The 26,006-nt window shown below is 47.2% G+C and carries 23 protein-coding genes and 1 tRNA gene; 14 read left to right on the plus strand and 10 right to left on the minus strand.

Annotated elements, in window-relative coordinates; all coding sequences use genetic code 11:
• Positions 1–115: 115 nt before the first annotated feature.
• From NC997_RS19610 to NC997_RS19630, 5 genes are all read right to left on the minus strand, one after another.
• The gene (locus tag NC997_RS19610; RefSeq protein ID WP_190525122.1) at positions 116–724 is read right to left on the minus strand and encodes an exopolysaccharide biosynthesis protein; all 609 of its coding nucleotides are present in this window, start codon (positions 722–724) and stop codon (positions 116–118) included.
• A 925-nt stretch (positions 725–1,649) separates the two neighbouring features.
• A complete protein-coding gene (locus tag NC997_RS19615; RefSeq protein ID WP_190525124.1) occupies positions 1,650–2,276 on the minus strand; it encodes a hypothetical protein in 627 nt (208 codons plus the stop codon).
• Positions 2,277–2,395: 119 nt separating this feature from the next.
• Positions 2,396–4,033: a CHAT domain-containing protein gene (locus NC997_RS19620; RefSeq protein ID WP_190410866.1), complete on the minus strand. Its 1,638-nt coding sequence runs from the start codon at positions 4,031–4,033 to the stop codon at positions 2,396–2,398.
• Between the two features lie 363 nt (positions 4,034–4,396).
• Complete coding sequence (locus tag NC997_RS19625) at positions 4,397–6,763, minus strand: protein phosphatase 2C domain-containing protein (protein ID WP_190525125.1); 2,367 nt, start codon at positions 6,761–6,763, stop codon at positions 4,397–4,399.
• Between the two features lie 153 nt (positions 6,764–6,916).
• Entirely contained in the window at positions 6,917–7,156 is a 240-nt protein-coding gene (locus tag NC997_RS19630) for a DUF6737 family protein (protein WP_190410864.1), read from the minus strand.
• A gap of 356 nt (positions 7,157–7,512) precedes the next feature.
• Here NC997_RS19630 and NC997_RS19635 point away from each other — a divergent pair, with 356 nt between their 5' ends.
• Together NC997_RS19635 and NC997_RS19640 are read left to right on the plus strand one after the other, a co-directional pair.
• Positions 7,513–7,860, plus strand: a complete 348-nt coding sequence (locus NC997_RS19635; protein WP_190410863.1) for a hypothetical protein — start codon at positions 7,513–7,515, stop codon at positions 7,858–7,860.
• A gap of 85 nt (positions 7,861–7,945) precedes the next feature.
• Positions 7,946–8,218, plus strand: coding sequence for a hypothetical protein (locus tag NC997_RS19640; RefSeq protein ID WP_190410862.1), 273 nt, complete (start codon positions 7,946–7,948; stop codon positions 8,216–8,218).
• Between the two features lie 80 nt (positions 8,219–8,298).
• On the opposite strand, the gene NC997_RS19645 is transcribed toward NC997_RS19640, so the two are convergent.
• Together NC997_RS19645 and NC997_RS19650 are read right to left on the minus strand one after the other, a co-directional pair.
• Positions 8,299–8,643 carry an NAD(P)H-quinone oxidoreductase subunit M gene (locus NC997_RS19645; protein WP_190410861.1) on the minus strand — a complete coding sequence of 115 codons (345 nt, stop codon included), beginning with the start codon at positions 8,641–8,643 and terminating at the stop codon, positions 8,299–8,301.
• A gap of 134 nt (positions 8,644–8,777) precedes the next feature.
• Entirely contained in the window at positions 8,778–9,323 is a 546-nt protein-coding gene (locus NC997_RS19650) for a 3-isopropylmalate dehydratase (RefSeq protein ID WP_190429652.1), read from the minus strand.
• A gap of 374 nt (positions 9,324–9,697) precedes the next feature.
• Here NC997_RS19650 and NC997_RS19655 point away from each other — a divergent pair, with 374 nt between their 5' ends.
• From NC997_RS19655 to NC997_RS19670, 4 genes are all read left to right on the plus strand, one after another.
• Positions 9,698–10,591 carry a hypothetical protein gene (locus tag NC997_RS19655; RefSeq protein WP_190525126.1) on the plus strand — a complete coding sequence of 298 codons (894 nt, stop codon included), beginning with the start codon at positions 9,698–9,700 and terminating at the stop codon, positions 10,589–10,591.
• 489 nt (positions 10,592–11,080) lie between these two features.
• Positions 11,081–11,341, plus strand: coding sequence for a hypothetical protein (locus NC997_RS19660; protein WP_190429651.1), 261 nt, complete (start codon positions 11,081–11,083; stop codon positions 11,339–11,341).
• 219 nt (positions 11,342–11,560) lie between these two features.
• Positions 11,561–13,789, plus strand: coding sequence for a GAF domain-containing protein (locus NC997_RS19665; protein WP_190525127.1), 2,229 nt, complete (start codon positions 11,561–11,563; stop codon positions 13,787–13,789).
• 221 nt (positions 13,790–14,010) lie between these two features.
• On the plus strand, positions 14,011–15,693 hold the full coding sequence (locus NC997_RS19670) for an AarF/ABC1/UbiB kinase family protein (protein ID WP_190525128.1): 1,683 nt from the start codon (positions 14,011–14,013) through the stop codon (positions 15,691–15,693).
• Positions 15,694–15,796: 103 nt separating this feature from the next.
• Here NC997_RS19670 and NC997_RS19675 read toward each other — a convergent pair.
• A tRNA-Glu gene (locus NC997_RS19675) sits at positions 15,797–15,869 on the minus strand.
• A gap of 291 nt (positions 15,870–16,160) precedes the next feature.
• Between NC997_RS19675 and NC997_RS19680 the strand changes: the two genes are divergently transcribed.
• A complete protein-coding gene (locus NC997_RS19680; protein ID WP_190426015.1) occupies positions 16,161–16,652 on the plus strand; it encodes a hypothetical protein in 492 nt (163 codons plus the stop codon).
• Between the two features lie 59 nt (positions 16,653–16,711).
• On the opposite strand, the gene NC997_RS19685 is transcribed toward NC997_RS19680, so the two are convergent.
• Positions 16,712–18,397 (minus strand): iron uptake porin, encoded by a 1,686-nt coding sequence (locus NC997_RS19685; RefSeq protein WP_190525129.1) that lies wholly within the window; start codon positions 18,395–18,397, stop codon positions 16,712–16,714.
• Positions 18,398–18,613: 216 nt separating this feature from the next.
• Here NC997_RS19685 and NC997_RS19690 point away from each other — a divergent pair, with 216 nt between their 5' ends.
• The 5 genes from NC997_RS19690 (at position 18,614) to NC997_RS19710 (ending at position 23,685) form a co-directional block, all read left to right on the plus strand.
• Positions 18,614–19,591 carry an aldo/keto reductase gene (locus NC997_RS19690; RefSeq protein WP_190525130.1) on the plus strand — a complete coding sequence of 326 codons (978 nt, stop codon included), beginning with the start codon at positions 18,614–18,616 and terminating at the stop codon, positions 19,589–19,591.
• Between the two features lie 258 nt (positions 19,592–19,849).
• Positions 19,850–20,884 carry a multicopper oxidase domain-containing protein gene (locus tag NC997_RS19695; RefSeq protein ID WP_190525132.1) on the plus strand — a complete coding sequence of 345 codons (1,035 nt, stop codon included), beginning with the start codon at positions 19,850–19,852 and terminating at the stop codon, positions 20,882–20,884.
• A gap of 97 nt (positions 20,885–20,981) precedes the next feature.
• Positions 20,982–22,013, plus strand: a complete 1,032-nt coding sequence (locus NC997_RS19700; protein ID WP_190525224.1) for a helix-hairpin-helix domain-containing protein — start codon at positions 20,982–20,984, stop codon at positions 22,011–22,013.
• A gap of 24 nt (positions 22,014–22,037) precedes the next feature.
• Positions 22,038–22,472, plus strand: coding sequence for a ferritin-like domain-containing protein (locus tag NC997_RS19705; RefSeq protein WP_190410818.1), 435 nt, complete (start codon positions 22,038–22,040; stop codon positions 22,470–22,472).
• Between the two features lie 244 nt (positions 22,473–22,716).
• Entirely contained in the window at positions 22,717–23,685 is a 969-nt protein-coding gene (locus NC997_RS19710) for an FTR1 family protein (RefSeq protein ID WP_190525134.1), read from the plus strand.
• 317 nt (positions 23,686–24,002) lie between these two features.
• Here NC997_RS19710 and NC997_RS19715 read toward each other — a convergent pair whose 3' ends face one another.
• The gene (locus NC997_RS19715; RefSeq protein ID WP_190410816.1) at positions 24,003–24,302 is read right to left on the minus strand and encodes a 30S ribosomal protein PSRP-3; all 300 of its coding nucleotides are present in this window, start codon (positions 24,300–24,302) and stop codon (positions 24,003–24,005) included.
• Positions 24,303–24,429: 127 nt separating this feature from the next.
• On the opposite strand from NC997_RS19715, the gene NC997_RS19720 reads away from it, so the two are divergent.
• Entirely contained in the window at positions 24,430–25,263 is an 834-nt protein-coding gene (locus NC997_RS19720; protein WP_190525136.1) for a TIGR01548 family HAD-type hydrolase, read from the plus strand.
• 154 nt (positions 25,264–25,417) lie between these two features.
• Entirely contained in the window at positions 25,418–25,891 is a 474-nt protein-coding gene (locus tag NC997_RS19725) for a peptidoglycan-binding protein (RefSeq protein ID WP_242029116.1), read from the plus strand.
• The last annotated feature ends 115 nt before the right edge of the window (positions 25,892–26,006 follow it).

Consider the following 26,006-nt stretch of genomic DNA (forward strand, 5'->3'; position numbering starts at 1 on the left):
TAACTGTGTGTATGGCATCGCCCCCTCCTTAAGTTGCTCCTTGTCTCTCCTTAATTTTGCAATTCGACGATCGCCAACTGGCACACTATTTTCTCATTCATGCAGGAGGTCTAATTTACTGAAGCAAGCTTTGCAGCAACGAACTCAAGGCTTGCCAGAACGTGCCAGCAGCCACTGCAAACAACAAAGTAATCGCAGCAGTTAATCCATAACTGAAACACATCAGCAAACCATCGGCTTCTAGCATGGCAATGACGAGTAGCAAAATCCCAATTGTTGGAATCGGATTCGTAAAAGGGATGGGTAACATCAGCAACACAGACAGCCATGCAATACAAAGCCCGTTTAATTGCCAAATTTGAGGATTTTCTGCGATCCAGCGTAACCGGGGACGAGTCACTTTCTCCAGGACCCCCGTAACTCGTTGCAGATTTTTTAAAAGTTGCTGGGCAAACCAGCGGGGAAATCTGAACTGGCGAATTCTTTTGGGTAGCCAAGGAAAACGTTGCCCTAAAGCCATTTGCAACGCTAATATCAAGCTGCCGCTACCCAATATCACTGTAAATCCGGGTGGCATCGGAAACAGAAACGGCAAAACAAGTAATGCAATAACTAAACTAAAGCCCCTTTCAGAAGTTTCTGCCAGAACATCCGCTAAAGTTAACGGTTTATTCGCTAACTTCTCTAGAAGAGACTTGATATTTTGAGAGAATCTGAGGTGCATGGGGTGTTAAATTCTCGGCTTTTAGGTCAACTTTTTTTCAATAAATAAATATCTCTTCTAATTTTAATGTAAAGTAAGATTGCTTTTTTCAACTGCACTTAACTATTGGTCAGAGAAAAAAATGCAGTGGTGAAAAGCATATCAACCCCTGCTTTTACGGGCAGAACAATTAAATAAATCCCACTAAATAGGGATGTTATCGAGGGAACTCTCATTACTTGGTATAGCAAGAGATGTTTGCACAATTGCGATCCCCTACCTTATTTTAGCTAGCCATTCTGTCGGAGGAGAATATCCTAGGAGATACTCAATCTTGCAGTTGCTTACTCACTTGGGAACAACAACTCGCTATGCCAGCAGGAAGAAGTGCTGTTGACTTCCCGAAGTGGGGGTATTTTAGAAAGGGCGAGCAAATTTTTCAAACGCCTGACTTCGCCAAGTCTCAACTACTCTAACAACAGATCGAGAATCCTCTAACAATTGGTGCGTATCCTTTCCAGGGATTCAGTAATAGGGAATTATTGTACCGGACTAGGATGATCCTTAACCAAGTGGAAGCGATCGCCTGCCAGGGTCAGAAAAAAATAATGATGTTTTGTAACAAAGATTCTAGTTCTTGCATAAAAACCAGAATTAGACCGATATCTATACAGAGGGAACGGGTCTACCGATAAGTAGACCCTCGTTAACAACCCTCCAATCCTCTCCCACGTCGTCCATAGGAGCCTCTAGAATGACTGATTAAATGAACTGTTGGCAAAATGCCATCATCGATGTGTTGGCATCGATCGGCACTATAAGGCAGCCAGGAATCGAAGTACACCTTCCTGATTCCCTGTTTGAGACTCTTTGGGATTATTCTTAAACGCCAATCACCACCAAAATCACGCTCGATATTACGCAGAGAATAAATCCGATAAAGTGTCTACTCAGGGGACTTATTTTGTGCTGAAGGGTTAAGGTTGTTGAATTGTCTGAGCGCATACCGGGCAACTGCTAAACTCAACCGTGCCCGTTCGCTCTCCGATAACTCATCCCACTCAACTGGGCGGGCAATTTCAGCTTCCGAGCCTCGCATGGCGGAAGCCAAAGGACGCGCCCATACCTGCAACACATCTTCTCCCCATTCCGGCAGCAGCTCTTGAACGCACTGTACCATCTGATCCGCGATTGACAGAGGGCTTGATACAACCTGTTGGGCTTTGTGAGCGATCGCATCCAGCCAAGCTTGGGGAACGCGGGCAGCAAACCGCTCGCTTAAACTAGATGTAACTGCGATCGCTGCTGTCGGCGCAACTGCCACATTTGTATTTGCCCAGCATTCATCGAACTTTGCATAGAGTGCTTGCGACCCCCTACTAATTTCTTCATCTAACCATCCCTCAAGTTCAAACCCTTGTTCCAGCTCTGTCCAATAGGCTTCCACATTTGGATCGGCAGGATTCCAGGGATAGGGAGCTTCTTCAGGCTGGAGGAGTGCCTCTAGTAGTTCTGCTTGCACTTGAGAAAGAGAATTCTCATAAAATCCTTCGATTGATTTCCTTGCCATCATGATGCTCCTGTGTATTGATATACCGTTCTTGGCAGGGGTAGCTACAGCGGCACTTTGGCGAGTTCCGTAAATATTATTTAGCACTCAGTATTCTGTAGAGCGATCGCTTTTACCATGCCCTAGCACTTCGTACTATCTTGAATAATGAACTCCCAAGTTTGACCCTGCATACTCCCAAACTTTATCTGGTCTCCCGATTGCAAAGGCACTTCCGGATGATAGACTTTCTGCCATCCACTCGGTCTTAAAATGAACGTGCCGTAACGAGATTTATCTTTTAGAAAGTAAGTAAGTTTACCGTCTGGGAGAGCATCGCAAATAATTTCAGCGTGCTGCCGAGAAACTTCCTGTTTTTCAATCACCAAGTCGTTTCCCTTGGGATTCCGTCCCACTCGCAAACTCGTGCCACTAATTGGCGAAACTTTGCTAGTTACTCCTAATGGACGAAGATAGGCAGATGGAGTAGATAAATCGTGCCCGGATGACTTCACATCCACCGGCAGTATCGTCACTTCCTCGCCAATTGGTCGAATCAACTCACCCTCAAAATCTGGGTGCATATATAGAACCGGCAAAGTCCAGGCTGGTTGGTTGAACTTGTAAAGCGTCAACAACTTTTGCCTTGCTACCGCCACCGCCTCATCAATGGGCATCCGTGCTGCCAGAGCTTGTGCAAAAGCCTGAATAAACGACAGAGCCTCCTCGTCGGCAATTGAGTCGCGCATTCCCAAAACTGCTGGAACACCGTGATGAATTAATACCTCTGCCAAACTGCTGCGCGGCAAACTTTGTTGGTTGTGCCGCTCTGGTTGAGCGCCCCAACAAGCATTAAACACCGCTAGCGTCACCTGACAGCGAACCAAAACCTGGGCTAACTCCGTGCCATTGATCCTGGCATCCGGTCGCAAAAACAGTAATCCACCATCCGCTGCTGGAATGCCATGACCGGCATAGAACAAGATGTTGTAATTTTCTGTTTCCAGGCGTGAAATCAATTCTGCTTTTGTAGGTTGTAAAAGCGTATCTACCTGGCACAGGACTGTTGCACCAGTATGTTCGCCATCTGGGTGTAAGTCTGGTCGTCCGCAGCGTTCCAAAATATTAGCCAGCGCCTCCGCTTCTTGTTCCAGCTGCAAGCTGGGAGCGACTTCGCTTTCTGTATCGTGTCCCAGTACCAACAGGATGTTTAAAGCCTGCTCTAAGCGCTGGGGTGGAAGCGGATCAACCGCATTGCTGGTACGACTAAACAATAGTTGTTGTGATAGAGAAATCGCTTGTTTCCCTGGTTCGGGCTGCATAATTTCCCAAGGCACAGGAATTAAGTCTGGGTCTCGAATTTCTAAGCGCAGCCGCAGACGTTTTTTTTGCCCAATTGCAATTCCCTGGCTTTGAGCGAAACTATTTTGAATTTCCCCGTCAAATAACCACTTCCAGAGGCTAATCCCTAAATCTTGCATCAAACGAGCCGTATACGGAAGTGCTTGACCGTTGACATTCAGGGCGTCGAGTGGCACTGTCAAGGCGGGAGGGTTTGCCTGATGTACCAGCGGAACATCAGGGAGTCCCCGTGGGGAAAACATTTCCTGCCATGCCAGCCACTTTTGGGTCAACATTTCAGGCCACGTACAGTCATGCAGAACGTGACCACCCGGACAGGGTGCTTTCATCACCCAAATGGCAAAATGTTCTGCCCCAAGGGAAGTTTTGGAGAGCCGATTGATGGCTAAACTGAGGCAGGGATTCTCAGACTGGGACATTCTAAAGACATTAACCTTAAACCTAGCACTATACGAGGTTTTTTATCAGTCTACCCGAACAACAGGGGAATACTCACCGAATATTCTTCACTCGCTCTTATCACCTCAAATAGGGTAAACAAGGTTATTGAAGAGATATTTTAGCTTTAGCGATTCACTATCAATCGTTTTTGGGCAGTGAATCGTGAGTAATGGGTGGCAAGTCTCTGGCAGTCGTCACTGGCAGCAAAAGACAACTGACCTAGAGACGCGATTCATCGCATCTTTACCAATTGACGAATGACTCCTGATTAGCGACTACCCAAGAACACCTAACCCTGACAAAAACCGAAGTCCTAACAATTAAAGGCTAGCAACTAATTGCTATTTAGAGGGGGACGAAGTGACGGTAGGTGTTGGAGAAGCAGCCCCAATGGCACATTCGCCCAAATTAGCCGATGTTGGTGCGAAATTTGGATTAATTACAGGTAAAACGTCGGATTCTCGAATCCAGCCAATTTCTCCTGGTTTTATTGGGCGATAGGTCACTTCGGGGACTGCTCTTGGGTTTGGGGTGCTGGAATTAACTTGTTCAGGGGGAAGCTGCGGATTGGATGTAGGGAGCGTTGAGCAAACTTTTACCTGTAGCCAGCTGTTAGGGTCTTGATTTCGTTGAATGGAGCTGACTTGCAAAATACTCCCATCTAAAACTAACCCGACTACAGATTGGTTTTGAGGTGCCTGGGCACCGCGTCGCAGCAAAACACGAACTTCTTTTCCCTGAACGTTCTTGGTTGTGGAACGGGTGGTTTGGAGCAGCAAGCCAGCCTCTAAAGAGGGCACAGAGGTGGAAGGAGTCACGACAGGTTCTGCCGATGGAGATGAACTGGCTGCGGATGGTTCAGGACTAGGGCTAGAGGGGGGTGTCAGCCCGATTAGAGGATTGACCCTGTCTTGGACTTCTGGAATAAACCAATAAGCGATCGCTCCGCTGACACCTGCTAACAGAAGCAGCACTAGAAGGAGCGGCAAAGGGCTTCTAGTAGTAGACTGCGGTGAAATGATCTTGGTTTTGATTCTGGAAGCAGATGCAGATTGAGAGCGCACCGAAGCCGCTGGAGCCGGAGTTGGAGTTGCGGGTGGAATGGCTCCCATCTGTAGTGCTGTGACCTGTTGCCCAGTTTGAGCTGATGCCACTTGGCAGTAGACCAGGGCTATCGTAACGTTGTCGTGCCCGTTTTTGGTGTTGCCAATTTCAATCAGCCGGGTTCCGGCGGTTGATAAATCAATCTGACCTTCTAGGATTGGCAGAATCTCTGTTTCCCAGTATTGCTCTACTCGGTCATTGTCACTCAGACCATCCGAACAGAGAAGAAAAACACCGTCTTCATCTAGAACAAAGCGCTGTACGGAGGGGTGCAGGGTTGCTGATGAACTCATGCCCAACGCCTGAACGAGAGAGCCAGCGCCGGATTGTTCCACTGCATCCCGGTAGAGGGCGTATCCGAGCCGCACCTCCCGCGAAGCAATATCATCATCTAGGGTGATCTGCCGACACCCGGTGCGAGTAATCCAGTAAGCTCGACTATCTCCCACATGAGTGATATACATTTCATGAGCGTGGGCTAACGCCATCACCAACGTAGTGCCCATGCGTTGACGGTCGAGCCGCTGTTCCGTGTCGTTACGCTGGCTGATAACATCATTGGCAGCACAGGCAAAGTTTTCCAATTCTAGGGTAAGAGCGGTCGGATTTAAAGGATTGGCTGGATTCCCCAACAGACTCTGTACTCGTTCTTGGATAGTTGCAATTGCCAGATGGGAGGCGACTTCCCCGCCTTCATGTCCCCCAATACCGTCGCAGACTATTGCCAAGGGAAGGGAGGGATTGGTACTGCTTGGACTGGGGGGATAGCAGGCATCCTCATTTTGCCGACGAGTTGGCCCTGTATCACTGCGGGTAACAATTTGATAGGTGCAAGATTGCGATCGCCCGATGGTTTCCATTGCCTCATCCAACAGCCTCACCAGCTGCTCTGCCGTCTGTACGGCTCCTTGGTTGAGCTGCTGACAAACTTGTTCCAAAAATTTTCCAATGGTTGGGTGTGAAGCGGCGACCCATTTAGACCAGAGTTGACCTAAGTTTTGCAGCGTTACCGGGGAGCCTCGATCCGCCTGCAATATCAATAACCGAAGGATGGAACCTTCTACTCGCAGCAGCGCTGGTGTCAACAAACTCGACCCTACATGATTGATTTGCAGGGGTTCCCACAAATTTGCCATCTGCCATAGCCAAGTCAGTTGGCGCATTGCCGAGGCGTTTTTCCAGACGCTGGTTAGTTCTGGCATGAGGGTGCCTTCCCCGTTCCCGCAGCTGTAAATCGGTACCTGCTCTAGCAGCCAAGTTTCGGCGTTACGCTGCCCTTCTGTTGGTGTCAGAAGTCCGTATAGTTGGGGAACGTGCAGCTGATAGGGAGACAGCTTGAGATACGGCATAAGGCTGTTGGATATCTCCGGCAACATTTCCGGAGACAAAGCCGGTTTGGTATCTAAAATGATGCGATCGCTTTTCAGCAAATATCGCTCAGCAATCAGATCCCCAGCTTTGTAAGCCTCTATCCCTTCACCAACTGCCCACAAGTACCGTTTGAGCAGCGGCGTGCGGCATTTCTGACAAAAGTTATGGCTCTGGGGATTCGGAGCCTGACAATTGAGATTCGAGCAGTAAAGCGTTGCCGCAGAATTGTTCATGAAGGTTATGCGCTCCCATCAGCCTGTTGTGATTTGACTTGCTGTTACCAGAAGCTACTGAGAAAGGTAGCTCTTTCTCAATTCGCCAAATCTGAGCGTTAATCTGGATTGTAGCCTCTGACACTCAATAGATTTGCGATCGGTCAATAAAACTCATTCTTCACTTACAGAATTTTCGGTTTGCTGATAATAACGCCGCATTAGTCGAGGCCAGAGTAGCAAAAAGTATGACATCCACACAAGAATGGGAATCGAGACGCCAGCCGTGATCCAAATTGTTTTGGTTAGTGTCCAAGAGGCAGTGATGACGGTAATAGTTGTCAGCAAAATAGACCAAGGCTGACACCACCAAGGTTTATACGTCCAAGGGCTTTCGGGGTCTTTTTTATACACCAGAGGTAAAAAATAATCAAGTTTCTATTTCCAGAGTTTAGCGGTTAAGGGTCTTCTCGTGCTTGGGAAACTGACACTTCGCGTTAAATTTGAATCAGACTAGGCGATGCTTTTTTAAACGTTGGGTAAAATCACTCCGGCTACCAAATTTCAACCGGGGCAGTTTAACTCCTCTTTCAACTCCTCACGAGCGAGGGGCGAAATCCTCCCCTTTCTGGGTAGAGATGGGGAGTCGAGGGTTTACATTTGTTGTCCTGCTTTGATATCGCATTGTGCCCTTTGCAGGTTCTCAGGTTTCGCCAATCAAGGATTGTTATTCCAATTTGCTCTGTGTACTGCCACTTTCCCCAATTGCCATGCCCAAGTCCGAAGCTTATACTGCTACAGATCCACCATTTGCAGAGCTTAATTCACCTGCTAGTGCAGAAATTAAGCAATTAATTGACTCTTTAGAGGAGTCTCACCGCCTGCGTTCCAAAATGGTAAATTTGGAAACTTGGGCGCTGGCTGAAACGATGGATCATTTTCTTCCAGGGTTTTGGAGCCGCTTCTTAGAAAATCGCCGCATTGCTCTTAAGCAATTTTTGGAGCAGAAACGAGCGGCTAAATCCCAAGTTGCTGCAAATGCTCAGTCTTTGGATGGTAGCGTTATCAACCCAACTCCGCAAAATCCCTCATCTATGCAGAAACAGACAGAGCGCTGACTTACACCCACAGAAAGAGGCGATCGCACACCCATTTCTCTAATCTAATATTAGTAACATTAAGATTCAAATCTTTAGGAGTTATATGGAAAACCCACCCAAAGATACAACCAATAGAACCACTAATCCGGGCGATAGAATTTCCGATAAACCCGAAACCGTTGAAGAAAAAGCCCAGCAAATTGCGGTAGATGCGCCAGATATTACCGGCGACCATATCGTTGTTCCAACTTACTTTGAAGTGGAAGAACCGGACGGAGAAAAGAAGGCATTACACCATGTTAAGGATGCCGAGGAAATCTCTGATGTGATTCGGCAAGCTCGCGTTGATGAAAATGGGAATCGGATTTGGCGGTAAATTATCTGTATTGACCAGTAATTAGTTGTTAGAAAGTTTTCTGATAATTAAACTCAACTTTTCTAACAACTAAAAAAGAATTACTCAGCCGATTGAGTGCTAACCTGAGGCAGTCCCATGCTGTAATTGAGAACGCGGCTACTCAGGTTGTAACTAATTTGCCCCTGCTGTAGCAGGCTTCTCAGGAAATGTTCCAAGTCGGAACCGATACGACGCAGATTATATTCGGTTAAATCTGCACCGTTGTAAGCTTCAACCATCTCATCGAATTTGCCATAAACCTGTTGCAGAGCGTCTTCGTTCCAATTAAATTCATTATCTGGATCGACATCCAGGGTTAATACATTGTCACTCTCGACGAGTTCGTTGTTCTTCACCTCAGCGGTATAGATGCGGATGTGGCGGGTTGTACACTTTAGCAGCATAGTCGTCAATAGTTTTTGGTTTACAGACATTAATAACTATTTTAAAGAATTGTAAAAGCGATCGCGCTTAGATTCAAAAGTTTTGAGTGTTGAAAGATTGAACTCAAAATTCAACACTCAAAATATTGCGATCGCTACCGGGTAGGAATCATCCCCGTTTGCCGAGCATAAGCGAAAATTCCCCCTGCATCAATCACTGGGCCTACATCGCCCAATGGCTGGAGAGAATAAGTTTTACCCAAAGTATGGTTAATCAGCTGATTTTGTTCAAAATCAATTGAAACGTCCTGTCCCGTTTCAAATTCATCGCACAACCGCTCAGAGGATTCCCAAGGGTAAAGTTCCCCAGTAGCCGCACAATTGCGGAAAAAGATCCGAGCATAAGACTGAGCCACCACCGCTTTAACGCCGCTAGCACCCAAAGCAATCGGTGCATGTTCCCGTGAAGAACCGCAACCAAAGTTTTCCCCAGCAATAATGATGGGATACTGGGTCTTGATTTCTCCAGAAGCCACAAACTTTCCATAACGATCCGGCAATCCAATCAAGGCATAACTGCCCAATTTTTCGTACTCGTCAGGCTTGGAAGGAACCAGAGTCAGGTATTCAGCTGGGATAATTTGATCGGTATCAATGTTGTCATCCAAAACAAAAATTGCGCCGCGAATCAATGCGCCCATGATTCAGTTCCCGGTTTTTCCAATCTTCTGTTTAGCTATTTCACTTTATCATTCAAGAGCGCGACTGGCTGCTCTGCGACAGACAGATAGCATCTCGCGATGGGAGGTGCTTGCGTGCCTCCCAAGCGCCTTAACAAAGCTTCGTAAGCGAATCTTCCGCTCAATGTAGAAAAAATATCTTCTGACAGGGACATCTTGCCACAGCAAGACCCTTGGCAATCGTCTGCGCTGCTTCATGAAACTAAGAGCAAAAAAGGAGCGATCGCAGTTGCCGGTCAATTATACTACTCTGACAGAGTCTCTTAAACAAAAAGACTGATACTCTTAAATAAAAAAAGTCAAGTTGAACTACCGGCATCATTTACTCAAACAAAATGGTTGATCCGATGGATGATATCGCCAAACAAGCTCGCCAGGGGAGCGTGGCGGCGATTATTCAAATACTCAATGACAAGCTGGCAGAGGCTGGTGTCAGAACTAGAGCCATTTTTGCCGATGGTGTCTTGCAGCTTTTGTGTGAGGCAGCTACGCCAGATCAACTCGAACAATCTACCCTGGTACAGCGAATCCGGCAGATTCTGGAATCAATTTCACCGCGAAATATTCGTCGAGTCAATATCAACAGTCGGATTGTCCGAGAGCAACAATTACTCTGGCTAGAAGAAATTCATCGAGATCCGGAGAGTCAGTTACTTTGGGCTGAAGAAATTACCCTCGCCAAGCCGAATGTTTTTCGACGTTTAGGAGAAGATTTAAAGGAACGGAAACCCACCAAAAAAAGTCAGCCACCATTCCCCCAACCATCCTCCCGGTTTGTACGGGAAAAACGCCAATTCTGGCGTGGTATTGTGGGCGGTGCCAGCTTATCGTTACTTTTACTGCTGGTAGGCTGGGCGCTTTATGATTGGCTGGGGCCATTTACGATTACTCGGACGCCAGCTTCTGCGCCAAACTCTCCCCCAACGGCGACGACCGCGCCAGCAACCTCTTCAGCACCTGTGGCATCTAGCACTCAAACAACTGCATTGCCTTCGTCAGATCCTTTTGCAGACGCGGTGCGACTTGCGGAACAAACGTCAATTGCGGGGAGAAATGCTCAGACTTCTGCTCAGTGGTTGGATTTGGCGGCTAAATGGCAACAAGCTTCCGATTTAATGGCTGCTGTACCCCCCTCTGATAGTCGTTACGGAACGGCTCAGGATCGGGTGGAATCTTATCGGAAAAAGAGTGAAATTGCCCAGCAGGAAGCAAAAAAAAGGCGTTCTTAAGCGTCAAACATTGTTGTTCCCTAGGTTGTTCCCTAGAAAAACCGCTGAAAATCACTTCTTTAGTGAGAACCCCGTTTTATTCAAAAAATGAGCTTCTCGTTGCTCCAATGGTTTTTCTGCCGACTACCTTATATGAGATTGGCAAGACTGCTGCGCTGGTACTACGTTAACCTCTCCTGACTCCTCTCCTTTTAAGGAAATTGAAGCGCTTACGGAGGAAGGGGACAAAAGAAGTTATATTACTTTGATTTCAACCAAGTCTGCCATTGAGCTTTATTTAAGAAAAAGCCAATTTGGCATTCAGGTTTTAGTAGATATTTCAGTGATTTCAATCACAAAAGCCCTAACTGGAAATCACAAGAATCAGGATGTATACATCATAAAGTCATTGCCGACAGGGTCACTTAGACAGAAAGATTAGCGTCACCTGATGGCAACTGCATAAATTGGATACTGACCTTGCTGAGCAAGTCGTCTAGGAGGTGCACGATGATTCTAATTCGAGAAGTGGTTCAACAAGCTCTCAGTACTGGTTTTTTGACAGTGGAAGCAGAAGAGCTGCTCCGGGAGATGCTCCAAGGCAAATATGGCTCAGAGGATCTGAAAGCTTTTATGAGCCTACAACAAGCTGCCATGTCTGGTCAGGTGACGCAAGAGTCGCGCGTGCTGCTGGAAGAAAAAATCCTGGGGCAAGCTGAGTCGTTGAAACGGTTAGCCACAGAGGTACTGGTTACCACTTCTAGAAATTAGGCATTTGAACTGGTAGAAATCTAAAAAATCTGGGAACCCTAGTCTATAGAAGAGTGAGGGTGAAATCTGGTTGCCCCAGTCATGGTTGTAAAAGATTGACAGCGGATTGCTCCCGACAAACGACTGTTTTTATTGCTGCCGTGCCAACGCCTCTCCCTCTATCCAGCAGAGTGTCTTTTAACCCCTGCCTTGATGTCCTCCTAATGAAGCTCGGCTAAGATGAATGATGCACAAGCGGATATGGATGCAGCCACTGCGATCGCAACGCGGATGTCCCAAGAGTTGGTCGCAAAGCGGCACGCTAGCGTTAGTAAAGCGGCTCAGGAAGAGCTGGCGGCTGTCAAAGAGCTGCAAACAGCTGCAACCCTGATGGTAGAGCCTCTCACTTCACCGATGCCCAGTCCAGTTGAACCGGGTTTTATAGAGGAATACAAGGGCGCACTCATGCATTACCCCAGCGATCGCTGCATTCACTTAGGGCAACAGATTACTCAAATCCTTCTGACAAGCTCAGCTCCGGAAGCGGTATTGCCCAAAATTGCGGAGGTGGTGGGAAGGAGTTTGCAGGCAGACGCTTGTTTTATAAAAGCGATCGCGAGCCATCAGGCGACGCCACAGGCTGCTTTTTGGTATGCAGAGGCATTTTCAGGGTCTAACGGAACATCCAACGTGGCGGAGGCGGGAACCGTTGAGTTTAAGAGCGTGCGTCCTCTGTCCTCGAAAGGATGGATGCAAGAAAATGCCGTGCTAGAAGAGATCCTAAGCGATCGCCAACCTGTAGCGATTTCGGATACTCAGGCAATTGAAACTGGACGTGCCTGGGAAGATCCGGTACGTGCCGTGCTGGGAATTCAAACCCAATTTCAATCTTCAGCAAACGGGGTGATTGTCGTCGGGCGATCGCAACCCGGCGATTGGACAGAGATTGAAAAAGAATTGCTGAAAGCTGTGTCAGACTCAGTTGCGATCGCAATTTCTCAAGTCCAACTCCAGCGACAGGTGCGTATCGCCGCCCAATACCAAATCCTGATCAACCAGCTGACCTTGGCAATTCGAGCAGGCAAAGACGTGAATCAGATTCTCCAACTCGCGCTTGCCGGTACAGCTCAAGCTTTCCAAGTTCACCGTGGCTTTATTCTACTGCTGAAATACGTCGCTCCCCCGTTGAAAAACCGTTCTTTAAAGCAGATTCCTAAAGCGAAAGTTACGGTAGTTTGCGAATGGTCTTCTCAAAGCAACAGCGAACAACCAGCAATTAAAGAAACAACCGCTTCTGTTTTACCTTCTTGGTTAAACCATTCTTTTGCTCTATCGGAGTGTCACTGGTGCCAACAAGTCTTCATGCAGTCGCCTGAGCTATTGGCGATCGCGAATCAAGCGGATCTCGCTACCAGCAACCCAGCAGACACCTCTGCCAGCCAATCCTCCGACCTGTTTAAAGAAGCCATGCCTGCTCTGCTGATGGTTCCCCTGGAAAGCCAAGGTACCGTGTTAGGGTTCCTGGTGCTACAGCATCATCAGCCTCGTTCCTGGCAATCTGAGGAATTAGAGTTAGTAAAATTAGTCAGCGCTCAGGCGAGTACAGCAATCATTCAAACGCAATCATTACGCCAAGTGCAAGCTCTTGTCGAGGAGCGTACCGCCCAGCTGCAAGGCAGTATGGAAGTGCAGGCAAAGTTGTACGAAAAAACTCGCCAACAACTCGATCAGTTGCGGCAACTCAATCAAGTGAAGGATGAATTCATCAGCAACCTGAGCCATGAGTTGAACACACCGCTCACCACGATGAAGCTAGCGATTCGGATGTTACGTCAAGCCGAACAGTCGCCAGAAAGTCGTGCTAAGTATCTGCAAATGCTGGATGAGCAGTGTACTCGAGAAATTGATTTGATCGCGGACTTGCTCGCTCTCCAGAAACTGGAGTCGAAGAAATCTTCAATTCATCTGCAAAAGATAGACCTCAAGCAGGTTATTCAAGAGTTAGTTGAGCCGTTTGAGCAGAAATGGGTGGATAAAGGATTAACGCTAGCCGTAGAGTTTCCCAAGCGATCGCTAATGCTTCAGACTGACGCGGATAGCCTCAATCGCATACTGCATGAACTTTTGACCAATGCTGGCAAATATTCTGAGCCAGATTCTACCGTTCATTTGCGTGCTACTCACGAGATTAATCCGCAAGGGAATCAGATTGTTCTTTACTTGAGCAACAATGGTCCTGGCATCTCGCCAGCAGAAATGGGGTATATCTTTGATAAATTCCGCCGGGGTAAAGGCATCACCGAACAAGCAATTCAAGGCACTGGGTTGGGCCTAGCTCTGGTAAAGTCTTTAGTACAGCACCTCAATGGTGCGATCGCTGTCTCTAGTTGTTCTACTGAAGATACTCACGCTTGCGAAACCTGCTTCACGCTCACCTTGCCTCAGTCTTTTGACAGCACTCAAGTCTGAAGCCAGAAACTAGACAACCAGACGCCAAATCTGAGAATTTATAAGCTGTTGCACGTTTAACTTGCATATTCTGAAAATAGGGGAAAAGTGGTGAATTCCTCTCTTCTGTTCTTGTAGCAGTTCAGACTGGCTTGCTTCGAGATTTCACGGCTTACTAATTCTTGTAAGGGCTTATCTGCCAAGCACCCCGATTCTGACTCCTGACTTTATTAAGGGATGATATGCTCGCAAAAGCTCCACTAAAACCCCTACGTTGGCAACGAACGAAATATACTGCCCTTGCTCGTCAACTAGACATTTTTGGAGCAGCAGCAGAGTGGGTGTTTTATTTATGGTGGGATAATATCTTTAGAAATACTTCCCCTTTACATAAAAAGCGTCGGGCACAGTGGTTAGTTGAAACTTTACTAGATTTAGGTCCCACTTTTATTAAGATTGGGCAGGCATTATCTACCCGCGCAGATTTGCTGCCTCTAGAATATGTAGAAGCGTTGGGGCAGCTACAGGATCGGGTTCCGGAATTTAGTGCCGAGCAAGCAGTCGCGCTGATTGAATTGGAACTTGGTAATTCGATTCATGCTCTGTATCGGGAATTCGATCGTTTTCCGATTGCTGCGGCTAGTTTAGGGCAAGTCCACAAAGCACGGCTGCATACGGGTGAAGATGTCGTTGTCAAAGTACAACGTCCGGGATTAGAAAGGTTATTTAAATTAGATTTTCAAGCTTTGGGTAGGCTTGTCCGTTTTTCGCGGCGCTATATGCCTTGGACAAGGAAATATGAATTAGAAGCAATTTATAGCGAATTCTTTAATCTTCTTTATCAAGAGATTGATTATATTCAAGAAGGTAAAAATGCCGAACGTTTTGCTGCCAATTTCCTCGGTTATCCCCGGATTCTGATTCCGAAAGTTTACTGGCGTTACACAACCACAAAAATTTTAACTGTAGAATATTTACCTGGAATCAAAGTAAGCGATCGCAAAACTATTGAAGCCTGTGGGTTAGACCCGAAAAGAATCAACCAACTTGGAATCTGTTGTTATTTAAAACAACTCTTACAAGATGGTTTTTTTCAAGCAGATCCTCACCCTGGAAATATGGCAGTGAGCCAGGATGGCAGCTTGATTTTTTATGACTTTGGCATGATGGCAGAACTGAAGTCTATTGCCAAAGAGCAAATGATTAGAACATTTTTTGCTGTCCTAAAAAAGGATACAGACGAGGTATTAGATACCTTAATTGATATGGGTTTAGTGGTGCCTGTCGCGGATATGACTCCGGTACGAAGGTTATTAACTTTTATCTTAGATAAGTTCACTGAAAAACCGATTGATGTCAAAGCTTTTAGTGAAATGAGTACCGAAGTTTATGCCATGTTTGAGCAGCAACCCTTTCGCTTGCCTGCCCAGATGACGTTTATTTTAAAGGCATTAACCACACTCGATGGGATCGCTAGGACACTCGATCCTGAATATAATCCAGTAGCAGCGGCTCAACCCTTTATTAAAAGTATCACTGTCTCTCAAGCTAAAGGAAATTTAATCGGCGAACTTGCCCGACAAGCCAAGAATTTTATTGGTTATAAATTGCGACAGCCAAAAGCTTCGGAAATTTTAATCCGGCGCTTAGAAGAACGAATTGAACAGGGAGAGTTACAACTGCGAGTGCGAACCCTTGAAAGCGATCGCATCCTCAAACGGATTAATTTAGCCCTAAAAAGCCTAGTTTATGCCTGTTTAACAGGTTTTACCCTCCTGTCGGCGGCAGTGCTGCTGGCGCTACCTTCCTATAGTAGTTGGGCGATCGCTATTTTTGGTTTATCAGGTCTATGGTTCTTGGTGTTGCTACGCTCTTTATTCAATTTAGGATTGAAAGAAAAAATAGACAAACTCACTGAAAAATAGCTGTTAGCCGTTCGTTCTTTTCTCATCTAGTAACGATGAGAATTTATTCCCTTAAATTAAAAAGGGAAAAGGCAAGAAAAACTTCTTGCCTTTTCCCTTTTGATACCCCCAGGGGAATTCGAATCCCCGTCGCCTCCGTGAAAGGGAGGTGTCCTAGGCCTCTAGACGATGGGGGCCTGCTCCGTTGCACTTTTATTAATTTAGCCAATTGAAAAGCTTTTGTCAACACCTAAACGAAAAAATTTGAGCGGGGAGTTAAGACAGGCAATTTCGGAGTTTTGGGGCAGGAGGAGCGCGATCGCGTTAGGCTAGTGGCTGGGTAAGCAGCCAGGGTATGCGGCAATAATTTGCCGTCCCGCGATCGCGGGACGCGACCAATCGGGACGTAATTTTAGTGAAAAGCCCGATCGCGTCAGCTAGAGCTGCTAGAACAATAGTAGTCTTTAATTTCTATCTCCTCACATTCCATGCTGACCCATCACCGCAGACCTGTCTGCCTATCACTTGTATCTACTGATATGCCGGTTTGGTCTACCATTGAAACCGCTGCTACCTTATATCAAAAAGACAAACAGCGCTTTCATCTGCTGCTCACGGAACCAGAAATCCGGGATTGGGAACGCTCTGATGAAGCGCCCGCTGTTGCTAAAGACCAACCGCCAGAAACTCCCAGACTTTTGTGGTTGGAAATTTCCCCTTCTAGGGTGATCATGACCATGCAGGGAAACGGCAAGTTGAGTTATCGCCATCTCTGGGAACGAGGAATTTATGGTCTTAGCCGCTATTGGTTACATAGCGAGTCCTTAGCCGCGCATGGACAGGTGCGTCTGCGAAACTTTACCAAAAGTTTGACTCTAGAAGGGCGTCTCTTGCCAGAACATCTGCGGCTGGAATATGAATTATGGTCGGAAAAAGTCCAGTTGGGGAGCTATATCCTGAATCTGGAGATTCATCATTAGTCATTCGTCCTTAGTTGCGACTCCTCAACTAAGGACGGATGACTAATGACTTCAGACTTTTAAAAAGTAAACGTTGTTCGGATGGTGCCAATCACCAGATCGTCATTAGCCGCATTATGATCGGGAGCAGTGAGCCAGATAATCCCTGGTGTTATCGCGATGTTATCCGTCACCTGGTACTGATAGAACGCTTCTAGGTGCAATGAAGTATCTGAATCCTGAATCCCCAACTGGCTAAGGCTATTAGCCCGATTTGTCACCTTTGGTTCCATGCCAACAATCACACCTGCCAAATTGCCGGTTTTTCCCAAGTCAGGAAATGCCAACGTTAAAGCCCAGTTCCAGATGTTGGCATCTCCCAGGGCGATCGCCCTCGCCGCCGTGTAGCCAACCCATCCTCCGACGACAAACCGGGGACTAATCTGAAAAGAGGCTTCTACACCGTAGGAATTGCTAACCACTGGAAACCCTAACGGATTTAACTGATTATTCAGATTGGCGTCATTGCTGCCAGTCTGTAGGTCATTTTTATAAGCGTGAACATAAGTCAATCCAATGCTGGCGCGATCGCTGGGTTTAAATAATACTTGCGCTAGTGCCCCATAAGAACCATTGAACAATCCGTTTCCAGATTCCGGACTATCAGCGTCCCCGGCTAAATAGCCTAAGCTCAGTTCCAGTTTGTCGTTGAAAGCATGCCGAATCCCAATACCCGCCCCTTCAACCAGGTAGTAAATGGAAGGACGGGTTCCAAAGCGAGATAAGGCACCGCTGCCACCGTCGCCATCCAGGTAAGGGTTGACGGTATTCGTAAAGCTTTCTGCATCAGCGGCATTAGCAGCAACCACGACTTCTGTATTCTTGCCGACGGGGAACTGGTAAAGCAGCTCATCAATCACGACATCACTGCTAGTATCGCCCGTAAAAAACAGGTCGCCTTCGGGAGTAAGGGTACGTTCGGAAAGCGAACCCAATCCTTCAGCTTGCAGTCGAGTTCTCAGGATATCTCGACCTGTAAAGCTAGTTTCTAAGTTTAGTCGCGTCCGATGCCCAAAGATTGCCACGTCATCGATCGGCTTGCCATCAGCATTTTCCCCAGTTGCAACGCCTGCAACCCCAAAAATCGCTTCCCCAGCAAGTTTGGTCGTGGTGGAAAATCCAATCAGTTTCAGTTCCTCAGTCCGCGCTGTTAGTTCATCGACTTTCCCGCGCAGCAAGGCGAGTTCAAGGGTATATTCTTCTTTTAAACGCTCCAATATCACTAAGTCTTCTTTAGCAATGGCGTCTCCGTTCGCCACAGGCAGTACCTGGCTAATTCGGTTGAGGGCAAGATTTAGGGCAGCAGCGAATTCATAGCGGCTCAAGGCTCGATTGCCCCGAAAGGTGCCATCGGGATAGCCAGCAATGACCCCATATCGCTCTACTAAAGACCGTAGCGCCTCATACGCCCAGTCACCTGGTTGAACATCCTTTAGCTGGGAAACGTTGGTGACTTGGTTCATGCGGTCATCAACAGAGTCTTCCTGCGCCGAGTCTGGCTGAGCGTAGCCATCAATTTGTTCTAAAACGCTGGATGATGACTCCGGGGGGTCATCGACGGGCATGACAACTTCTGGAGTGTCAACAGGAACGGGATTTTCTGGCGTTGTCGGAATTTCAGACGCGATCGCTTTCCCACCGACAACCAGGATTGCTCCTAAAACTGCTGAGCTTACCCACTGAGGATTCTTTAAGATTTTGCACATCTTTACTCTTCACACCACTTAACCTTCTCCCCCATTCTTCATTGTCAGATGCTTTCTAACATGAAGAGAGAGAAGATTTGTTTTATTTCAGCCAGAGTGTTCCTTCGTTGAAATTTCAGTAGCGATCGCATCCGATGAAACAACCAGAATCATTGCGATCGCAAGCAGGAATCGCTGCTAAAACAAAGAGTAGAAGCACTACTCTATAAAATCACCATGACACCGAAAACAACGCGCCGTGCTTTCTTAGCCACTAGCATAGCTGTAGCAGGAGGAATTGTCGGCACTGCGGCGTTGAAAGAAGAGCGGACGCCTGCGGAGTCATCTCCAACGCCGGTGACAGCAACCATACCGGAACGGGAATTGGGAAGTACTGGGGTGCGTCTCCCGATTCTCGGTTTAGGGGGTGCTGGACAGACACCATTATCCTGGGAAAATTCGGAAGAGAAAGCGATCGCGCTCGTTGAAAAAGCTTTAGCTCTTGGCATTCGTCACTTTGATACAGGGGCAAGCTATGGCCCTAGTGAATATTATCTAGGAAAAGTTCTACCTGCACATCGAAGTAGGTTGTTCCTAAGCAGTAAGACGGCTATCCGCGACCGAGATGGGGCTTGGCGAGAGTTGGAGCGCAGTCTCAAACGTCTGAATACAGATTACCTTGACCTGTGGCAACTCCATCATGTCTCTTTTGAGCCAGAACTAGACGAAATTTTTGGGCGTAGCGGTGCAATTCAGGCTTTGGAAGAGGCAAAACAGCAAAAGTTAGTGCGTTTCGTTGGCATCACCGGGCACCACGAACCGGCAATTATCGCTGAAGGCTTGCGCCGCTATGCCTTTGACACAACACTTATTCCCATCAATGCTGCGGATAAACACCATCCACGCCCGTTTATCCCCGCAGTGCTACCAGTGGCGCGGGAGAAAAAGACGGGTGTGATTGCCATGAAGGTGCCAGCTTATGGGCGTCTATTTAAGCCGGGAGTGTTGGAGGGAATGCATCAAGCGTTAGGATATTCGCTGTCAGTCCCAGGTGTACATTGTGCAGTCATTGCCGCTGAAAATCCTACACAGTTAGAGTCAAATGTCAAGGTAGCCCAGGCATTCCAACCACTTGCTGAGAGAGCGATCGCAGAAATTGAGCAACGCACTGCTGCTGCTTGGGAGGATAATACTTTCTTCCGCGCTTGGACTTGATTGTTTTAACCGCAAAGGACGCAGAAAAATTCGCCCTCACGACGATTACCGAACCTCACTATCGAAAAAACGGCGATGAAAGTCGCACGACGCCTTAATGCTATGTATGCACTGTCAAAACTAGGCAAGCAATTTTACTAACGTTTATCTTGATTTACTTATTGAGAATAATTGACAATAAATGAACAGAGTTTTATACTCTTCTGGAATTATTTACAAACTTTCCTCAATTGATCGGCGCGAACCGTCGATCGTGTCATGCCGAAGAACCCACTACTATTACTACAACAAGGAAAACCTTTGAGCCGCCGCAAACTGCTGGCACTCGGATTAGCAGGAGTCGGTGTGACTGGTGCAGCGTTAGCCGGAGGTAATGCTTTACGCTTGGCTTTACCCGGTCTCAATAAAAAACGAACGCTCCCAGCAAGAGTGCCACCAGTTGCCAGCGATACACCCGCCGATCCGAGTGGCTTAAACCCCATGACGGTGTTGCGAGATTTTGATTATGGCACGATTAAGCAGGAAAATGGACGGGCAATCCGGGAATTTCGGATTGTTGCGGAGAATTCCATGCTACAGCTCAATAGTGCGGTTTCTTATAACACCTGGACTTTCAACAATCGCGTACCAGGGCCAACATTACGGGCAAAAGAAGGCGATCGCATTCGCGTTCTTTTCCTCAATCAAGGTGGACATTCCCACTCGATGCACTTTCATGGCTTCCACCGTTCTGAGATGGATGGAGTGCGTCCGGTGCGCCACGGAGCCGCAACGATTTATGAGTTTGACGCAGAACCGTTTGGCGTGCATCTGTACCACTGTCACACGGAGCCTGTGACGCGGCATATTAGCAAAGGTCTGTACGGTATGTTTATCATCGACCCTCCTGAGGCTCGTCCACCAGCAGATGAGATGGTGTTGATGATGGCTGGCTATGACATCGATGAGGATCGGAAAAATGAACTTTATGCCTTTAATGGTCTGCCTGACTATTACATGATGCACCCGATCCCGATTTACCAGAATCAACTGATTCGCCTATACGTTCTGAACATGATTGAGTTCGATGTAGCGGCAACGTTTCACCTGCACGCCAATATGTTTCAGGTGTATCGCACTGGGCGCACTCTAACTCCCAGTGAAGAAACAGATGTCATCACGATGGGTACCGCTGAGCGGCATATCCTAGAATTTTCCTTCCGGTACCCGGGGAAATATATGTTTCATCCCCATCAGGATGAGATGGCAGAACACGGTTGTATGGGTCAGTTTGAAGTAATGGGTTCCGCTTAGTAGAAATTTTCGCAAAAAGTAGTTGATATAGTTTTGCAACTACTAGATAATAAACCCCGGAATCTGAATAAAAAAAATGTCTCAAAACTCTTCAATGATGCCTTCTTTTCGGTCTTTATCTTATACCGTGGCGATCGCTGGTTTAATCGCTCTCACCAGCTGTGGGAATGCCCCAACCACCGACAACACCGCATCCCCAGCAGCGAGTCCCTCGACCGCAGCTTCTTCCCCTGCAAGTACCACAGAAACGGCTGCTCACAATCACAGTAGTGGTAAGCAAATCAACATTAACACGGCTATTCTCTCCGAGTTAGACAAATTAGAAGCAAAATTAGGCATTCCAGCACTGTCTAATAAAATTCAAGCAAGTCGTCCCTACGGCAGTCCTGAGGAATTAGTTACCAAAAAAGTAATTAGCCAGGAGCAATATGACCAAGTGAAAGACATGGTCACGATTCAGGATGTGGTGCTAACTGGGGAAGCCAAAGACGTTGATTATATGACCAAGTTAGGCTTAATGAAAGGTCATCTCTTGGTTGCTAGAGAACTTCTAGATCAACAAAAACCCGACCAAGCCGAACCTCATATTGGACACCCGGTAGAAGAAATCTACGTGGATGTAGAAGACCAACTCAAGGAACGCAACGTCAAAGAATTTAAGACAACTTTGATTAGCCTGCAAGATTTAATAAAGTCCAAACCCAAGGATGCCAGCGTGAAAACAAGTTTCGCTCAGTCCACAGAGGCTGTGGACGCGGCAATTCAGGCTTTACCCGAAACCCAACGCCAGTCTCCAAAATTTGTGCTACAGACGATCAACGGGTTGCTGGATGCGGCGAATGCAGAATATGGAGCCGCGATCGCTAACGGCAAAATCTCCGCTGCGATTGAGTATCAAGACTCGCGGGGGTTTGTTAACTACGCCGACACTTTGTATAAAGGGATCGCCGATAAAATGGTTAAAGAAAATCCGGAAGCCCACAAAGCGATCGCAGACAGCATGACCCAGTTGAAAACTGCTTGGCCCTCCGCTATTCCCCCGGCTGCACCCGTAAAGACTCCGGAGGAAGTAAACCAGCTAATCAAGACAATTGAGAAAAACGCTCAAGCTGCGATCGCGAAGAGTTAACCAATCTAGGACATCACCGAAAGCATGAAAGAGCTTGACCAAAAAAAGACTATTGACCTGCTGAACACAATCATGGAATTTGAGCTGGCAGGAGTGGTGCGTTATACCCATTATTCCTTGATGGTAATTGGCCCCAATCGAATTCCGATTGTGGAATTTTTCAAATTGCAGGCAACTGAGTCTTTGACCCATGCCCAACAAGCGGGAGAAATTCTGACAGGTTTAGAGGGACATCCCAGCCTACGAATTGCTCCCATTGAGGAAACCTATAAACATTCGGTGCAGGACATTTTGCGGGAAAGCTTCAATCATGAAAAGAAAGCGCTAGACCTCTATAAAACCTTGCTAGACACTGTTGCCGATGCCAGCATTTACTTGGAAGAATTTGCCCGCACGATGATTGGCACCGAAGAAATGCACACCATAGAAATCAAAAAGATGTTGCGCGACTTTAGCTAATGGGTAATGGGTAAGCAGAGTTTTGAGTTTTAAATATTGAGCTTTGAGCTAGAAGAAAGTTCTAATTGCGGTTCTCGGTTATGTGAGGTACATTCTCAAAACTGAAAAGCTTGATAATCGTGAATTTTGGCGTACCTCACTGGTGCAATAACCGCGATCGCTCAAAACTCAAAACTCAGATGAGATAAACTCTTGCCTCTACAACTTTTTTTTCCCAATTGCTTACTACCAATTACCAATCGTCATGGATTTTAGTTCTGCGCTACCTACCTTTGCGATCACCCTCCGCGAAGGCGTTGAAGCCGCCCTCGTTGTGGGGATCGTGCTGGCTTGCTTAAAAAAAGCCAAGCAGAGTTCCCTGAACCCTTGGGTTTATGGGGGTGTTGGGGCTGGGCTTGCCGCCAGTGCCGTAGTAGGCGTTCTGTTAGCCTGGATAGCTCAAGCGCTCTCGAAATCCAATCAACCCTTTGCACCCGTCCTGGAGCCACTTCTGGAGGGTGTATTCAGTGTAATCGCGATCGCGATGCTCAGCTGGATGCTCATCTGGATGACTCAACAGGCACGCTCGATGAAAGCATCTGTCGAAGGAGCCGTTACATCGGCTCTGAGGCAAAAAGGGGGTTCTGGTTGGGGTATTTTTAGCCTAATTTTCATCGCAGTTCTGCGGGAAGGTTTTGAAACGGTTCTCTTTATCCTTGCCAAATTTCAACAAGGTTTAATTCCAGCTTTGGGTGCCTTGGCTGGCTTAGGAGTTGCTGCTGGGATTGGTGTTGCTTTATTCAAGTGGGGAATTCGGATTAATATCCGCCTATTTTTCCAGGTGATGGGCGTTTTATTGATCCTAGTTGTTGCAGGTTTAGTCGTATCCTCGTTGAGCTATTTTGACTCAGCGATTGCTACATTAGCTCAAATGGATCGGAAGTCAGAAGCTTTGTGTTTCTACTACGAACGGTTTGCTAAAAATCCCTCTTGTATTTTGGGACCAATGGTTTGGAATACGACCCAAATTTTTCCCGATGACAAGTTTCCTGGCCTACTTTTTAGCGCCTTGTTCGGATATACCGATAAGCTCTACGTCGTTCAAGCAGTCAGTTACCTGCTGTTTTTGCTGACTATTGGGGGCATTTATTTCCGCAGTATTACCGGACGCACCAGTGTAGCCGCGGCAAATGGTAAATCGGCACAAAAACCGATTAGCTATCGGCAAGAATAGCGCCAATTGCAAGATTCTAGAGATTGGTATAGAGGTAGTCATAGAAAAACCCGTTTTCTTCTCAGAAAACGGGTTTTTCTATTTTCGGATTGTTTTAGCGACATACCGATTGTCCCACCGCTTCAGGGTGACAGGAACAATACGTCCTTTGCAAAAATGAGCGATCGCCAGTTGCTAAGCAGGAAAGTCTAGCCCTAGAAAAGAAATTGCTACCCTCTTTAGTCACATAAAGGTTAGCTTATCTCTCTTGCTCAACTCCGAAGTGCTTTGGCAGCAGGACAAAAGCATTAAACTCTGGCAGATGCACAGGAGAATTCTTAAGCACTACCTGTGAAGGCGACTTCTGGAAATTTTGCCTGAGCATCAGACATAGAACGGCGTTTGCCTTCCTCTTGCCAGTAGTTAATCACTTCTGTCGCTTTGTTGAGCAACGCGACGCGCTCTTGATCGGTAATCCAATGCTTGGCTTCCAACTCATTTTTTAGCTGTTCCCAAGCATCGTTCCGAGGCCAGAAAAAGTAAGATGTCAGGGGGCTGGTGCCTTTGCCTACTACTTGGTCAACCGCTAGTGCAACGTTCTCTTCCAGCCAGAGAACCTTTAAAATAAACCTCGACAATCACACCTCCAGGGAAGTCCCAGGCTTGTTGAATACTCTACAAACGATTATTTTACACCTAGGCGATCGTGGATAGCTATGTGTTTGCTCATCGGATATTTTAATTGGGATTGGGAGGTGCTTTGCAGTGGTTCAAGAATCTAGTTGCCTAAGTTTAGTCGTTTTCGATATTGACGGTGTGGTGCGAGATGTTGGGGGATCTTACCGACGGGCGCTGGCTGATACTGTGGAGCAGTTTACTGACGGTGCTTACCGACCAACCCCAGAGGAAATTGACCATCTGAAGTTGGAAGGGATGTGGAATAACGATTGGGAGGCATCCCAAGAGTTGGTATATCGTTACTTTGAAAGCGCTGGCCAGAAAAGATCGCAGCTAAGCCTTGATTATGACGTTTTGGTTGCTTTTTTCCAATCGCGGTATCGAGGGCCAGATCCTCACCATTGGACGGGTTATATCTGCGATGAACCGCTGCTATTACAGCCGAGCTATCTAGAGCAATTAACAGCGGCTGGGATTCCCTGGGGCTTTTTTAGCGGTGCTACCCGTGGATCGGCTAATTATGTTTTGGAGCAACGCTTGGGTTTAAAGTCGCCATTGCTCATTGCGATGGAGGATGCTCCGGGTAAACCCGATCCGACAGGGCTGTTTGCGGCAGTACAAGCGATGGAAGAAAGATCGTCGGTTCCCCCCTCAACCCCGGTTATTTATGTGGGAGATACGGTTGCCGATATTTACACGATTGAAAAGGCGCGATCGCTTAGCGTCTCCCCAGGAGAATCGCTCCACCCTGACCGTCGTTGGATTGCAGTGGGCATTTTGCCACCCCACGTTCAGGAAAACCAGCAACAAAGGGATGCTTATGCAAATGCTCTCAAGGCTGCTGGTGCTGCTGCGATTTTCAGCAATGTACAGGAATTGACACCCGTGCAGATTTTACAACTGGTCAATTCACCAGAATGAGCGAATCGTGTAGCAGCGGGCGAGTGGGTATTGCTTCATACGAATGGGTGAGCGGTTAAGGTGAGTTTAAATACACCTAGCAGGGCGAAGGGGAAGCGGGGCTGCCATCAGTAGATTGGAACAGTAGAAACAACACTTCCCAGGAAAATTCATCATGCAATCAACCAATCAATTTGAAGCCATGACTCCTCAAGCCGCTGCTACCAATGCGATTAAAAAGCCAGTTCTGCGTAGAGGTTCCCGCGATCGCGCAGTGGTAGAACTCCAACAACTACTCGCTCATTGGGGCTATTATGCCACTCCTTTCGATGATGTGTTTGACCTCCCCGTCGAAAATGCCGTGAAAGCTTTTCAACACCGCGTCTTTCTAGTAGAAGATGGGATTGTTGGCGCTAAGACGTGGCAAGCTCTTTACTCTGGTGCCCCCGTTGATATGCCGGAACTGAGACTAGGTAGCCGTGGTGAAGCAGTGAAAACCCTTCAGAAAGTCCTACAGTTGATTCCCGATGGTATATTTGGGTCAATTACCCAGAATACTGTGAAAAGCTTCCAAAGCTCCCGTGGCTTGGTAGCGGATGGAATTGTCGCTTCTCGCACTTGGTTTGAGTTGAGCAAGCTACCTCACTAAGAAGTTGTTGCATCGGGATGTGGTGGCGCTCCTTTTTTACCCGCATCCCTCGTATCGAATTGGAACTTTCAACCAGCGCGATCGCTCTAGAAGTCTAAGGGCGATCCGCTGTGCT

Origin of the sequence: Trichocoleus sp. DQ-A2 (assembly GCF_039961915.1) — a bacterium.
Taxonomy (GTDB): Bacteria; Cyanobacteriota; Cyanobacteriia; order Cyanobacteriales; family FACHB-T130; genus FACHB-T130.